The 14,236-nt window shown below is 48.2% G+C and carries 15 protein-coding genes and 1 other annotated feature; all 15 genes read left to right on the top strand.

The window, feature by feature from the left end:
• Positions 1 to 812 precede the first annotated feature (812 nt).
• The 15 genes from cysE (at position 813) to rpoB (ending at position 14,225) form a co-directional block, all read left to right on the top strand.
• A complete protein-coding gene (cysE, locus tag AC3WTP_RS21450; protein WP_492396663.1) occupies positions 813 to 1,499 on the top strand; it encodes a serine O-acetyltransferase in 687 nt (228 codons plus the stop codon).
• An 84-nt stretch (positions 1,500 to 1,583) separates the two neighbouring features.
• A complete protein-coding gene (gene cysS, locus AC3WTP_RS21445) occupies positions 1,584 to 3,029 on the top strand; it encodes a cysteine--tRNA ligase (RefSeq protein WP_492396662.1) in 1,446 nt (481 codons plus the stop codon).
• Positions 3,030 to 3,075: 46 nt separating this feature from the next.
• Positions 3,076 to 3,525 carry a Mini-ribonuclease 3 gene (locus AC3WTP_RS21440; protein ID WP_492396661.1) on the top strand — a complete coding sequence of 150 codons (450 nt, stop codon included), beginning with the start codon at positions 3,076 to 3,078 and terminating at the stop codon, positions 3,523 to 3,525.
• A 47-nt stretch (positions 3,526 to 3,572) separates the two neighbouring features.
• Positions 3,573 to 4,319 (top strand): 23S rRNA (guanosine(2251)-2'-O)-methyltransferase RlmB, encoded by a 747-nt coding sequence (rlmB, locus tag AC3WTP_RS21435; RefSeq protein ID WP_492396660.1) that lies wholly within the window; start codon positions 3,573 to 3,575, stop codon positions 4,317 to 4,319.
• A gap of 5 nt (positions 4,320 to 4,324) precedes the next feature.
• Positions 4,325 to 4,882: an NYN domain-containing protein gene (locus tag AC3WTP_RS21430; protein WP_492396659.1), complete on the top strand. Its 558-nt coding sequence runs from the start codon at positions 4,325 to 4,327 to the stop codon at positions 4,880 to 4,882.
• 197 nt (positions 4,883 to 5,079) lie between these two features.
• On the top strand, positions 5,080 to 5,736 hold the full coding sequence (gene sigH / locus AC3WTP_RS21425) for an RNA polymerase sporulation sigma factor SigH (protein ID WP_492396658.1): 657 nt from the start codon (positions 5,080 to 5,082) through the stop codon (positions 5,734 to 5,736).
• A gap of 349 nt (positions 5,737 to 6,085) precedes the next feature.
• Positions 6,086 to 6,235, top strand: coding sequence for a 50S ribosomal protein L33 (rpmG, locus tag AC3WTP_RS21420; RefSeq protein WP_458570850.1), 150 nt, complete (start codon positions 6,086 to 6,088; stop codon positions 6,233 to 6,235).
• A gap of 38 nt (positions 6,236 to 6,273) precedes the next feature.
• Positions 6,274 to 6,468, top strand: a complete 195-nt coding sequence (gene secE, locus AC3WTP_RS21415) for a preprotein translocase subunit SecE (protein ID WP_458570902.1) — start codon at positions 6,274 to 6,276, stop codon at positions 6,466 to 6,468.
• Between the two features lie 20 nt (positions 6,469 to 6,488).
• Positions 6,489 to 7,022 carry a transcription termination/antitermination protein NusG gene (gene nusG, locus AC3WTP_RS21410; RefSeq protein ID WP_492396657.1) on the top strand — a complete coding sequence of 178 codons (534 nt, stop codon included), beginning with the start codon at positions 6,489 to 6,491 and terminating at the stop codon, positions 7,020 to 7,022.
• Between the two features lie 68 nt (positions 7,023 to 7,090).
• Entirely contained in the window at positions 7,091 to 7,516 is a 426-nt protein-coding gene (gene rplK, locus AC3WTP_RS21405; protein WP_492396656.1) for a 50S ribosomal protein L11, read from the top strand.
• A 60-nt stretch (positions 7,517 to 7,576) separates the two neighbouring features.
• A complete protein-coding gene (gene rplA / locus AC3WTP_RS21400) occupies positions 7,577 to 8,269 on the top strand; it encodes a 50S ribosomal protein L1 (RefSeq protein WP_492396655.1) in 693 nt (230 codons plus the stop codon).
• A gap of 93 nt (positions 8,270 to 8,362) precedes the next feature.
• Positions 8,363 to 8,530, top strand: a sequence feature (ribosomal protein L10 leader region).
• A gap of 59 nt (positions 8,531 to 8,589) precedes the next feature.
• On the top strand, positions 8,590 to 9,093 hold the full coding sequence (rplJ, locus tag AC3WTP_RS21395; RefSeq protein ID WP_492396654.1) for a 50S ribosomal protein L10: 504 nt from the start codon (positions 8,590 to 8,592) through the stop codon (positions 9,091 to 9,093).
• A 64-nt stretch (positions 9,094 to 9,157) separates the two neighbouring features.
• Positions 9,158 to 9,520, top strand: a complete 363-nt coding sequence (rplL, locus tag AC3WTP_RS21390; protein ID WP_492396653.1) for a 50S ribosomal protein L7/L12 — start codon at positions 9,158 to 9,160, stop codon at positions 9,518 to 9,520.
• 136 nt (positions 9,521 to 9,656) lie between these two features.
• Positions 9,657 to 10,268: a class I SAM-dependent methyltransferase gene (locus tag AC3WTP_RS21385; RefSeq protein ID WP_492396652.1), complete on the top strand. Its 612-nt coding sequence runs from the start codon at positions 9,657 to 9,659 to the stop codon at positions 10,266 to 10,268.
• Between the two features lie 396 nt (positions 10,269 to 10,664).
• Positions 10,665 to 14,225, top strand: coding sequence for a DNA-directed RNA polymerase subunit beta (rpoB, locus tag AC3WTP_RS21380; protein ID WP_492396651.1), 3,561 nt, complete (start codon positions 10,665 to 10,667; stop codon positions 14,223 to 14,225).
• Positions 14,226 to 14,236: the final 11 nt, after the last annotated feature.

The raw sequence follows: 14,236 nt of genomic DNA, 5'->3' as shown, positions 1-14,236 counted from the left end.
ACAGAGTTCATGTGAGTGGTAAGGCTGGAATCAATTAGCAAGCAGCGTTGATTATATAGTTAAGCGCGTTGAACGGGAGAGCGTCCCGCAATGGAGGAAGTCCAGAGAGAACGGCAGTGGAGAGCGAGTAGATCGGCTTTCCCTGGCTGAGAGCCGTTTCTTCCTCCGCGGAGCGCACTGCACCCGGAAGCATCATCCTTGAGCGTTGCCCTGAGTTACTGGGGGAGCGGGTAGGGGATGACGAGTCGTCCCCGTTACAGGACTTAAGAGTGGGATAAGCGAACCATCTATTGCAGACCTAGACGATTGCAGATCGTTAGGCTTGCGATAGTGAGCTTATTCAAGCAGAGTGGGACCGCGCAAGGCGTCTCTGCAGCATAGGCTGCGGAGGCGTCTTTTTTGCGGAAAGGGCCTGCAAAGTTGTCGCGAGTTAACGGGGAATAATCCCGTTAGGGAGTGCGAAGTGAGCATGCGGAAGTGCGATAACGGGGTGAAACCGTGTTACGGGATCGCAGGGGCATGCGAACGTAGACGCGCGGTCGAGTTAACGGGGAATAACCCCGTTAGGGAGTGCGAAGTGAGCATGTGGAAGTGCGATAACGGGGTGAAACCGTGTTACGGAGGCAAAGCGGCGTGCGAACGTAGGCCGGCGGTCGAGTTAACGGGGAATAACCCCGTTAGGGAGAGCGAAGTGAGCATGCGGAAGCGGGATAACGGGGTGAAACCGTGTTACGGAGGCAAAGCGGCATGCGAACATAGACGCGCGGTCGAGTTAACAGGGCGAAACCGAGTTTACGGGGAGGGACAAATTCATGGGACGTATACTTCAACAGATGCGATCCGATATTCGTACTGTATTTGAAAATGACCCCGCTGCGAGAAGTCGGTTTGAGGTCGTATTTACCTATTCGGGGCTTCATGCGATCTGGTGGCATCGAGTCGCGCACTGGTTCTACAAGCGAAAATGGTATGCCGCGGCCCGCACTCTCTCCCAAGTCAGTCGATTCTTCACAGGTATCGAGATTCATCCAGGCGCTAGGATCGGTCAGCGGTTGTTCATTGACCATGGCATGGGTGTCGTGATTGGTGAAACCTGTGAAATTGGAGACGATGTGGTTATCTATCAAGGTGTAACTCTTGGAGGAACAGGCAAAGAGAAAGGGAAGCGCCATCCGACGATCGGCAACAATGTCGTCATTGCCTCCGGCGCGAAGATACTGGGATCCTTTAAGGTGGGGGACAACTCCAACATTGGAGCCAATTCAGTCGTGCTGCGTGAAGTGCCTGCCAACTGTACAGTGGTAGGTATTCCGGGCCGTATCGTGAAGCAGGACGGTGTCAGAGTCGATCGCCTTAATCATGCTCAGCTTCCCGATCCAGTCGTTGATATGCTGCGATCGCTTCAAGGCGAGCTCAATCAGCTTCGTTCTGAGGTGGATTCGTTGAAGCGGGTTGAACCGAAAGGCGAAGCTTCTAAGGACAATTGTCCAGTAGGCTAAAGAAATTACGCACCCTGCGATGTTTCAGCCTATTTAAATGATAAGAGTACACATATGTAAAATATATAAGGAGGTACTATCTGTATGGCACTTCATATTTACAACACGATGACTCGTGAGAAAGAGGGCTTTACCCCGCAAAAGTCGGGTGAAGTTAAGATGTATGTTTGCGGTCCGACCGTATATGGATATATGCATATAGGTAACGCGCGTCCTGCGATCTTCTTTGATGTAGTTAGACGTTATCTGGAAGCGACAGGCTATGATGTTCAGTACATTATGAACTTTACCGATGTGGATGACAAATTGATCAATAAGGCGCGTGACATGAATGTGACGGTGCCGGAAGTTGCAGATATGTTCGTGGATGCTTACTACGCCGACTGCGACGGTCTCGGTGTACGCCGTGCGACGATTAACCCGCGCGTAACGGAAAATATGGATGAGATCATCCAGTTCATCGCTGCGCTCGTGGAGCGGGATATTGCTTATGAGTCAGGCGGAGACGTGTTCTTCCGTACAGGCAAATTCGAGGATTACGGCAAGCTGTCCCTTCAGAATCTGGAAGAGCTGCAGTTCGGTATTCGTATTGAAGTGGATGCGCGTAAGGAATCCGCAGAAGACTTCGTCCTCTGGAAAGCCGCGAAGCCAGGTGAAATCGCTTGGCCGAGTCCATGGGGCGAAGGCCGCCCGGGCTGGCATATTGAATGCTCCGCGATGGCGCGCAAATATCTTGGCGACACGCTCGACATTCACGGCGGCGGTCAGGATCTGACCTTCCCGCACCATGAGTGCGAGATAGCGCAGTCTGAATCGGTAACAGGCAAACCATTTGCAAACTATTGGATGCATAACGGGTATATTAATATTAACAATGAGAAAATGTCAAAATCACTCGGCAATGGTGTGCTTGTGAAAGACCTGCGCGAACAGTATGACCCGAGTGCGATCCGTTATTTCATGCTTTCCACACATTATCGGAATTCCATGAACTTCAGCGCTGAATCGATGCAGCAGGCGATGAACTCGGTGGAGCGCTTGCGCAACGCGTTGAACAATGTGAATTACGGTTTGTCATCGCTTGGTGTTGATGCAGAACAAGCACTCATGCAGCCTGAAGCACATGGTGAACCATCCGAAGCTCTTCAATCGAAGCTCGCTTCGATCATGGAACTGTTCGATGCGAAGATGCAGGATGACTTTAATACGGCGGATGCGATCACGGCGATGTTCGAGTGGGCGACAGAAGCTAACGTGTACCTGCAGCACAATGGCGCATCCAATCAACTGCAGGCTGCTGACCTGATCGCGTTGCTTGATGTTTTTGAAGCGATGAATGATGTGCTTGGCATCGTCCTTCCGCAAGAAGCAGAGCTCCTTGATGAAGAGATCGACCAATTGATTCAGGAGCGGACCGATGCTCGCAAGGCAAAGAATTGGGCTCGTGCCGATGAGATTCGTGATCTACTGACAGCCAAAGGCATCGTGCTTGAGGATACCGCGCAAGGTGTGCGCTGGAAGCGTGGATAATATATTTAGGAACATAAGCAATGAGGGGAGTGAAAGTGGAGCACGCATGAATGAATCAATGGAAATGTCGTTAGATCATGAAGCCGATTGGTTGTTTGACTTCGCCCCTGCCAAAGGGGCGAAGCAATTGAGCCCAATCGTATTGGCCTATATCGGAGACGCTGTGTATGAGATGGCGATCCGACAGTATGTCATATCGCAGCCCAATCATCGTCCGCATCATATGCATAAGGAATCCATTAAATATGTATCGGCTAAGGCACAGGCTGCATTTCTATTCAAGCTGACGCCGCTCTTGAGCGAAGAGGAAGCGGACGTTGTACGGCATGGCCGGAACGCGAAGTCTACCGTGCCGAAGAGCGCGAATGTGAATGAATATCGTCAGGCCACAGCGCTTGAAGCGCTGTTTGGGTATTTATATTATGAGAAACGTATCGAACGCTTGCGCGAGCTCGTCTATGCCATGTTGGACAAGCCGATTGAGCCAAGCGAATAGGTAGGCTAATTGGAGTTGGCCGATAAACACTTGAAGGAGGGTATAACTTGAGTACAACAGAAGAAATAATTGCTGGAAAGCACTCCGTCATGGAGGCGCTTCGTTCTGGCCGTACCATTAATAAGATCTGGATCGCCGAGCAGGCGCAGAAGCATCTAACACAACCCATCATCGCTGAAGCGAAGAAGGCGGGAATTATTGTCCAGGCGGCGGACAAGCGTAAGCTGGATCAGATGGCTGAAGGCGTTCAGCATCAAGGAGTTGTAGCGCAAGTTTCCGCTTATGACTATGCGGAAGTGGATGATATTCTGGCGCGCGCGGAAGCGCGAGGAGAGAAGCCGTTTCTGCTTCTGCTCGACGAGATTGAAGATCCGCACAATCTGGGCTCCATCCTGCGAACAGCTGACTGCACAGGCGTGCACGGCATCGTCATTCCGAAGCGCCGTTCCGTAGGTCTAACAGCTACAGTATCTAAGATTTCTGCTGGCGCTGTTGAATATGTTCCAGTCGCTCGGGTGACGAATCTGGCACAGACGATTGAAGAATTAAAAGAGCGCGGTGTATGGATTGTAGGTACAGATGTGAGTGCGACTGAAGATATATACAATACGAATGTGTTCGATGCTCCGGTTGCACTTGTAATTGGAAATGAAGGTAAAGGTATGGGCCGACTTATTCGCGAGTCATGCGATGTCTTGCTGAAGCTGCCTATGGCAGGTCAAATTAACTCATTAAACGCGTCGGTGGCTGCAGGGATATTCATGTATGAGGTTGTTCGCCGGCGTCGCGGCTGACGCCTATGAAGCCGCAAACGGACTGGCGGGATGTTCTGCTGGTAGACGGGTACAACATGATAGGAGCGTGGCCCGAACTGAAGCCGTTATCGGACAAGCAGTTCGAGGCCGCGCGCGATAAACTGTTGGACATGCTCGCTGATTATCAAGCTTATTCTGGGCGCAGGGTCATCGTCGTATTTGACGCGTATCGAGTTCCAGGTCTTGGAATGACCTATAAGTCGGGTGATGTGACTGTCACCTTTACGAAGGAAAAGGAGACTGCAGATGAATGCATCGAGCGTTTAGCTCGAGAAATGAAGCAGCGGCGAAGGCAAATCTACGTGGCTACATCGGATATGACAGAACAGAACGTAGTATTCGCTCAAGGCGCGCTTCGTATTTCAGCAAGTGAACTGCGGCTCATAATCGTTCAGGCGAAGCACGAAGTGAAGGAAAAGATCAAGGAACAACAGATTCTCCCAATTAAACGTAATCCTATCGAGGGGAAGTTAAGCCTTGATGTCATGCTTCGTCTGGAGCGTCTGCGCAGGGGAGAAATAGATGATTCATCGCCCAAATAACTGACACATTTTTCCGTAATTATATAGTCTTTCGTGTAACGTTATTGTTGCTGGAGGAAGCTAAAGTGCCACTTTTCCCGTAATATCAAGCATTCCCGCGGTTGACGATGTCAGAATACTTCATATATACTGAATCTATTATTGTGTGTAATATACGTGTAACGGAAGGAAAGCGTTGCAGGCCGGAGGGATTGCTAGTGATTGTGGACCTCGAAGAAATAGGCACGTTCCCATATGAAAGGTTTAACGACGAGCAGCTTGTTGAAGCGGTCCGCGATGGTGATGGCGATGCATTGGAATATTTGATCAATAAGTATCGCAACTTCGTCCGAGCTAAAGCACGCTCATACTTTCTGATCGGCGCTGATCGAGAGGATATCGTTCAAGAAGGTATGATCGGGTTGTACAAGGCCATTCGTGACTTTAAGGGAGACAAGCTCGCATCTTTCAAAGCGTTTGCCGAGCTGTGCATTACACGCCAGATTATTACTGCGATTAAGACCGCTACTCGCCAGAAACATATTCCTCTGAACTCCTACGTATCATTGGACAAGCCGATCTATGATGAAGAATCCGACCGCACTTTGCTGGATGTTATAGGAGGCTCTCGCGTATCCGATCCCGAAGAACTCATTATCAACCAAGAAGAATTCACAGGACTCGAAGACAAGATGTCTGAGATTCTAAGTGAATTGGAACGAAAAGTGTTGATGCTCTATTTGGACGGACGTTCCTATCAGGAGATTGCAGTGGACTTGGATCGCCATGTAAAGTCTATTGATAATGCGCTGCAGCGTGTAAAGCGCAAGCTGGAGAATTATCTGGAAGACCGTGATAGCGGACATCAGGCATAGCTTTAAAGATTGATTCGTCTAACCGTAATCGGACGCTTGCGCGTGCGGTTGCGGTTTTTTGATAATAGTAGAGTGGAAGCTATCGCGCAATGTGTACCTTCTATTATGTTTAACTAAAGAAGGATTGATCTATACTGCTATTAGGTGATTTAGCGAACATTTCCTTTGTCAACCGGCTGTCGTATGTGATAGAGTGTATGGCGTGAACCTTCACGGCGTCAATATCTTTTAATTGACATCAAATATCCACTGTGATAAAGTGTATTGGGTAGCCCTAAATATGCGTACGTTTTTAGGAAGTATTCCGATGCTTCTTATCAAATTAAGGCGTCTTCAGGAGGTGTACGACATGCGCGTAATCGTTACGATGGCTTGTACGAATTGCAAGCAACGCAACTATACGACAACGAAGAACAAGCGTAATCATCCGGATCGGATTGAGTTAAAGAAATTCTGCAGATTCTGCAACGAGCATACTTCTCATCGCGAAACGAGATAAGTTTGGTGGAGGTGTAGTCCGTGGCTTTTTTAGCGAATGTGAAACGCAGTTTCGGTTCGATGTTTTCCTTCTTTGCCGACAGCTGGGGCGAATTGAAAAAGGTTCGCTGGCCCAATCGTAAAGAGTTGACAAGCTACACGATCGTTGTATTATCCACGGTCATTTTTGTGACGCTTTATTTTTGGGTGCTGGACATCGGGATATCTACGATCGTCGAAGCGATTATCAAATAAGGTCCCAAGGTGGCTTGAGTATGGAAAAGAGATGGTATGTTGTTCATACCTATTCAGGGTATGAAAACAAGGTTAAAGCCAATTTGGAAAAGCGCGTCGAATCCATGGGCATGGAAGACAAGATATTCCGCGTTCTTGTTCCGATGGAAGAAGAGATTGTAAACAAAGACGGCAAGAAGAAAACCGTCATGAGAAAAGTTTACCCGGGTTATGTACTTGTTGAAATGATCCAAACGGATGAGTCTTGGTATGTCGTCCGCAATACGCCGGGCGTTACGGGATTCGTCGGTTCCACAGGTTCTGGTTCGAAGCCTACTGCATTGTTGCCGGAAGAAGTAGAACAGATTCTGAAGACGATGGGTATGGAAGAGCCTAAGCCAGCGGTGGAATTCGAACTGAAAGAATCAGTGCGCATCAAGGTAGGACCTTTCGCGAACTTTGTAGGATCGGTCGAAGAGATCGTTGCGGACAAGTTCAAGCTTAAGGTTCATGTTAACATGTTTGGTCGCGAAACCCCGCTTGAGTTGGATTACGACCAGGTGGAGAAGATTTAATAGATCTTTATAGGTTTCATTGTGAGACAGGATACTGGCTCACATATTAGCGCAAGGAGGTGTAACTCATGGCAAAAAAGGTTATTAAAGTTGTCAAATTGCAGATCCCTGCAGGAAAGGCTAATCCGGCACCACCGGTTGGTCCAGCGTTGGGTCAAGCAGGCGTTAATATCATGGCGTTCACTAAGGAATTTAACGCGAGAACGGCTGATCAAGTAGGACTTATTATTCCTGTTGAGATTTCCGTATTCGAAGACCGTTCCTTTACGTTCGTTACGAAAACTCCGCCAGCGGCAGTTTTGTTGAAAGTAGCAGCTAAAGTTGAAAAAGGTTCCGGCGAACCGAACAAGAAGAAAGTTGCGACTGTTAAGCGTGACGCAGTTCGTTCCATCGCTGAACAAAAAATGGTTGACCTGAACGCAGCATCCGTTGAAGCGGCTATGCGTATGGTTGAAGGTACTGCTCGCAGTATGGGTATCAAAGTAGAAGACTAATTCGTCTTCTTTCACAAATGTGGGAGGTTATACCGCTAATACCACAGAGGAGGAAAATTCATGGCAAAACGTGGCAAGAAATACGTTGAAGCTGCGAAGTTGTTCGATCTTGAAGCAACTTACCAACCGCTCGAAGCTATCGAGTTGGTTAAGAAAGCAGCAAGCGCTAAATTTGACGAAACAGTTGAAGTTGCTGTTCGTTTGGGTGTAGACCCTCGTAAACAAGACCAAAACGTTCGTGGCGTTGTTGTCCTGCCTCACGGCACAGGTAAAACAAAGCGCGTTCTGGTATTCGCTAAAGGCGAAAAAGCTAAAGAAGCTGAAGCAGCTGGTGCGGACTTCGTTGGCGATCAAGATATGATCAACAAGATCCAACAAGGCTGGTTCGACTTTGATGTCTGCGTGGCAACACCTGACATGATGAGTGAAGTAGGTAAATTGGGACGTATCCTTGGTGGTAAAGGTCTCATGCCTAACCCTAAAGCTGGTACGGTTACATTCGACGTTACTAAAGCGATCGGCGAGATCAAAGCTGGTAAGATCGAATACCGTCTAGACAAAGCAGGCCAAATTCATGCGCCAATCGGTAAAGTATCCTTCGATGCTGACAAGTTGAACGACAACATGAAAGCATTGATCGACGCATTGAACCGTGCGAAGCCGGCAGCGGCTAAAGGCGTATACATGAAGAACATCGCGGTTTCTTCCACGATGGGACCTGCGGCGCGCGTTGACGTAGCTCAATATCGCTAAGATAGCAGCGTTCCCAGATGGTAATTAACGGTTAGTGTTGACATCGTTCGACGCAACATGTTATTCTATCAGGGTTGTAGTTAACACCGTCATTAACATTGAATAAACGTACCGTAGACAGTAGGTGCCGAAAGGCTTAATCTCCTACCGAGGTGATCGAATAGAATGAGTGCGATGGCTGGCTTCATGGAAACATGAGCAGCCCGCCATTCACATCGTGATGCCTCTGTGGAACAATGCAGAGGCTTTTCATATTCTCGAGTAGGGTCTAAACATCGGACGGATGCGGTTTATTACGAATCTAGTAGGAGGTGGATCGAGTGGCAAACGCAAAAATCATCGAAGCGAAACAGCAAGCAGTTACAGATATCGCTGAGAAATTTCGTGGCAGTGTAACAACGGTTGTTGCCGACTACCGCGGATTGAACGTTACCCAAGTGACTGAACTTCGTAAGCAACTTCGTGAAGCTGGCGTTGAATTCCAAGTATTGAAAAATACATTGGTTCGCCGTGCTACGAATGAAGCAGAGTTGTCTGAACTCAACGAAGTATTGACAGGTCCTACGGCAATCGCGTTCAGCCGTGAAGATGTAGTTGCTCCTGCGAAAATCCTTAGTGATTTCGCAAAGAAGAACGAAGCCCTTGAAATCAAAGGCGGAGTTGTAGAAGGCCGCGTCGTTGACGTAGAACAAATCAAAGCTCTTGCAGCATTGCCAAACCGCGAAGGTTTGCTGTCCATGTTGCTCAGCGTGCTCCAAGCACCTGTTCGCAACTTTGCATTGGCAGTCAAAGCAGTTGCAGAGAAGCAAGAAGCAGAAGCGTAAGAAACGAATTCCGTCGGAGTTTGTTAGCAGTATAAACTTATTAAGCATATGGAGGGTATCCTAAATGAGCAAAGAGCAAATCTTGGAAGCCATCAAAGGCATGTCCGTATTGGAACTGAACGACCTTGTTAAAGCAATCGAAGAAGAATTCGGTGTAACAGCAGCTGCTCCAGTAGCAATGGTTGCTGGCGGCGCAGCAGAAGCTGCAGCTGAGCAAACAGAATTCGACGTAATCTTGACTAGCGCTGGCGCTGGCAAGATCAACGTTATCAAAGTAGTTCGCGAAATCACTGGTCTTGGCTTGAAAGAAGCTAAAGAAGTAGTTGACAACGCTCCTAAAGCAATCAAAGAAAAAGTAAGCAAAGAAGATGCAGAAGCTATCAAAGCTAAGCTTGAAGAAGCTGGCGCATCTGTAGAAGTTAAGTAATTTTTGCTTAGCGTAATACGAACCCCTTGAAGCTTCTTCAAGGGGTTCGTTGTCTAGGATACGACGTGTACAAATGTTGTGTGGGACTAATGTGACGCATCCTAGACAACGAAATAGGATATGCAGATAGAAGGGGATGGCCATGGCCCACTACTACAGTAAACATCAAGAGACTGCTCACCAACGCAAAGAATTTCAGTTCACACTGCGTCAATTCCGTTTGTGCTTCATATCGGATGCTGGTGTATTCTCGAAAGACGGGATAGACTATGGAAGCCGTGTGTTGATAGATGCGATGGTAATACCTGAGGATGCGGCCATATTGGATGTAGGCTGTGGGTACGGCCCGATCGGACTGACTGCTGCAAAGCTTGCGGCATCTGGCCACGTCACTATGGTGGATGTCAATGAACGTGCGCTTGCGTTAGCTGCGGAAAATGCGGTTCTGAACTCGATCTCCAATGTTACGATTGAAGAGAGCGACGGTTTGTCTTCGATCGGAGAGCGGACTTTCGATGTTATCCTTACTAATCCTCCGATCCGTGCAGGTAAGGAAGTAGTGCATCGGATATTTGAGCAATCGTATCATCATCTGAACCCAGGCGGCAGCCTGTGGATCGTGATCCAGAAGAAGCAAGGCGCGCCATCTGCGCTTGCGAAGCTGCAGCTGCTATTTGGAGAAGATGCGGTTGAAGAGGTTACGAAGGACAAAGGGTATCGCATTATCAGAGCTATAAAAGCAGAGTAGATGGTAATTAATACATGTTAGCAAGCGTATGAAAATATGGAATTAAAAGTTGACTGCGAATGCTAAATGTGTTATTATTATATAATGTCAGTATTAGGATGGACTTCATGTCTCAATTTCGTAAATTGTCAAGCCTTTTTTTGAAAAGGTTGCATACAATTTACCGAAATAACGTATAATGCTTACATTTTGGGTAAGTCTATCGGATATGAGGATGCGTGACAACACGAACACGGTAGCTCGTTTAAACGGCGTTTCCAGCCATTGGCGTTATAGTCGTGAGCGTGCGTTTTCTTTTTGTCTCGCTTTTTCCATTTTATTACGTTTATGAGTCTCTTTCGTGGACTTTATTATAAAGGATATCGAAAAGGATTCGCAATCCATTTTTTAGTAGACATGAGGGGTGAGTTAAAGTTGGCAGGACATCTTGTTCAATATGGACGACGCACTCGGCGCAGTTATGCGCGCATCAAAGAGGTTCTCGAAGTTCCGAACTTGATTGAAATCCAACAGAAATCGTACCAATGGTTTTTGGATGAAGGATTGCGAGAGATGTTTCAAGACATATCTCCGATTCAGGATTTCACAGGCAATCTAGTTCTGGAATTTATCGATTATAGCTTGGGTGAGCCGAAGTATTCGGTCGATGAATCTAAAGAACGTGATGTAACATATGCAGCACCACTCCGTGTGAAGGTGCGCCTTCTCAACAAAGAAACCGGTGAGGTGAAGGAGCAAGAAGTATTCATGGGTGATTTCCCGCTCATGACGGAAACAGGCACTTTCATTATCAACGGCGCAGAACGTGTCATTGTCAGCCAGTTAGTTCGCTCTCCTAGTGTCTATTTCAGCACTAAAGTGGATAAGAACGGGAAGAAGAATTTCACGGCTACAGTGATTCCGAATCGTGGTGCATGGCTCGAGTTGGAGACTGATGCGAAAGACATTGTCTATGTCCGCATTGATCGCACTCGTAAGATTCCGGTAACGGTATTGCTTCGTGCGCTTGGATTTGGCACAGACGAACAGATTCTCGACCTGCTGGGGCAGGACGAATATATCCGCAATACGCTGGACAAGGACAACACGGATTCTACGGAGAAAGCGCTCATCGAGATTTATGAGCGACTTCGTCCAGGTGAACCGCCTACCTTGGACAATGCTAAGAGCTTGCTAGTTGCGCGCTTCTTTGATCCGAAGCGTTACGACTTGGCGAATGTTGGTCGCTATAAGATCAACAAGAAGCTTCACATCAAGAACCGTCTCTTCAATCAACGCTTGGCAGAGACACTCGTCGATCCGGATACTGGAGAAATTATCGCGGAGAGCGGTCAGATGATCGACCGTCGTCTTCTGGATGAGATTCTTCCGCGCCTTGAGACCAATGTTGGCTTCAAGACGTATCAAGTAGCTGGCGGCGTGCTGGAATCGGAAGATATTCCGCTTCAATGCATTAGTGTATTCTCTCCGCTCGAAGACGGTAAAGTCGTGAAAGTTATTGCCAACGGCTTAATTGATAAGTCCGTTAAACATATCACACCGGCTGATATTATCTCGTCGATCAACTACTTCATGGATCTGCTTCATGGCATCGGCAGCACGGATGACATTGACCATCTCGGCAACCGTCGTCTGCGCTCTGTAGGTGAGCTGCTGCAGAACCAGTTCCGTATTGGTTTATCCCGTATGGAGCGTGTTGTTCGTGAGCGTATGTCGATTCAAGATGCGAATGTGATCACGCCGCAGGCGCTTATCAATATACGTCCGGTTATTGCGAGCATCAAGGAGTTCTTCGGAAGCTCCCAGTTGTCGCAATTTATGGACCAGACGAACCCGCTTGCTGAATTGACGCATAAGCGTCGTCTATCGGCACTCGGTCCTGGTGGTTTGACACGTGAGCGCGCGGGCTTCGAAGTCCGTGACGTCCATAATTCCCACTATGGTCGGATGTGTCCAATTGAGACGCCAGAGGGACCAAACATTGGTTTGATCAACTCCTTGTCGACATTTGCTCGTGTAAACGAGTATGGCTTCATCGAAGCACCATATCGTTGGATAGATCCTAAGACTGGTATGGTTACGGATCAAATCGACTATATGACGGCTGATGAAGAAGATAACTACGTTGTAGCTCAAGCGAACGCTCCGCTTAATGAAGACGGAACGTTCCGTGATGATACAGTGATTGTTCGTTACAATAAGCAGTCTGACAACATCTTAACGATGCCGACAGACCGCGTTGACTACATGGACGTTTCTCCGAAGCAGGTTGTTTCCGTAGCGACGGCGCTCATTCCGTTCCTTGAGAACGATGACTCCAACCGTGCGCTCATGGGATCCAACATGCAACGGCAAGCGGTGCCGCTCTTGATTCCACAGGCTCCGTTTGTCGGTACAGGTATGGAACACAAGTCCGCAAAAGACTCAGGCGTATGTGTCGTTTCGAAGATCAACGGTATCGTCGAACGCGTCAGCGCTAATGAAATTCAAGTTCGTCGCATCGAGGTAATTGATGGCAAAGAGGTTAGAGGCGACTTGGTTAAGCATAAGCTGCAGAAGTTTATGCGTTCTAACCAAGGTACTTGCATTAACCAACGTCCGCTCGCTCACAAGGGCGATGTCGTCAAGGTTGGCGATATTCTGGCAGACGGTCCATCCACTGAAGTGGGCGAGATCGCTCTTGGACGCAACGTGGTCGTCGCGTTCATGACATGGGAAGGCTATAACTACGAGGATGCGATTCTTCTCTCCGAGAAGCTTGTGAAGGAAGATGTGTACACATCGATTCACATCGAGGAGTATGAATCCGAAGCTCGTGATACGAAGCTCGGTCCAGAAGAGATTACACGCGATATTCCTAACGTAGGTGAAGAAGCGCTGAAGAATCTCGACGAGCGCGGTATCATTCGTGTCGGTGCTGAGATCAAAGCAGGCGATATTCTGGTAGGTAAAGTAACGCCTAAGGGTGTTACAGAGCTGACTGCAGAAGAGCGTCTCTTGCATGCGATCTTCGGTGAGAAAGCACGCGAAGTGCGCGACACTTCCCTGCGTGTGCCTCACGGTACTGACGGTATCGTCGTAGACGTTAAAGTGTTTACTCGCGAGAATGGCGATGAATTGCCTCCGGGTGTTAACCAACTCGTGCGCGCATACATTGCTCAGAAGCGTAAAATATCCGAAGGCGATAAGATGGCGGGACGCCACGGTAACAAGGGTGTCATCGCACGTATCTTGCCGGAAGAAGATATGCCGTTCTTGCCGGACGGCACGCCGGTTCAAGTTGTATTGAACCCGCTGGGTGTACCATCTCGTATGAATATCGGTCAGGTGCTCGAGGTTCACTTGGGTATGGCCGCTCGTTACCTCGGTATGCATATGGCGACTCCGGTATTCGACGGAGCGACCGAGTACGACGTATTCGATACGATGGAAGAAGCAGGAATGCAGCGTAACGGTAAGACTAAGCTTTATGACGGTCGTACCGGTGAATCCTTCGAACGTGAAGTAACAGTTGGCGTCATGTACATGATCAAACTCGCACACATGGTCGATGATAAGATTCATGCTCGTTCCACAGGTCCTTACTCTCTCGTTACGCAGCAGCCTCTCGGCGGTAAAGCGCAGTTCGGTGGACAGCGTTTCGGTGAGATGGAGGTATGGGCGCTTGAAGCTTACGGTGCTGCCTACACCTTGCAAGAGATTCTTACAGTCAAGTCCGATGATGTCGTCGGCCGCGTGAAGACTTATGAGTCGATTGTTAAAGGTGAGAATGTACCAGAACCAGGTGTTCCAGAATCGTTCAAAGTATTGATTAAAGAGCTGCAAAGCTTAGGTATGGATGTCAAGATCTTGAACGAGAATGAAAATGAAATCGAAATGCGCGAATCTGACGAGGATGATGATACGTCTCAAGACAAGCCGATGTTCGGCTTAAACGACGATTTCGCGATGGAGTAACCATAAGATTT

Source organism: Paenibacillus sp. EB106-04-04-XG159, from assembly GCF_058791835.1.
Note: the sequence above shows the minus strand (reverse complement) of the source record. Positions and strands in the feature narration are given on the sequence as shown.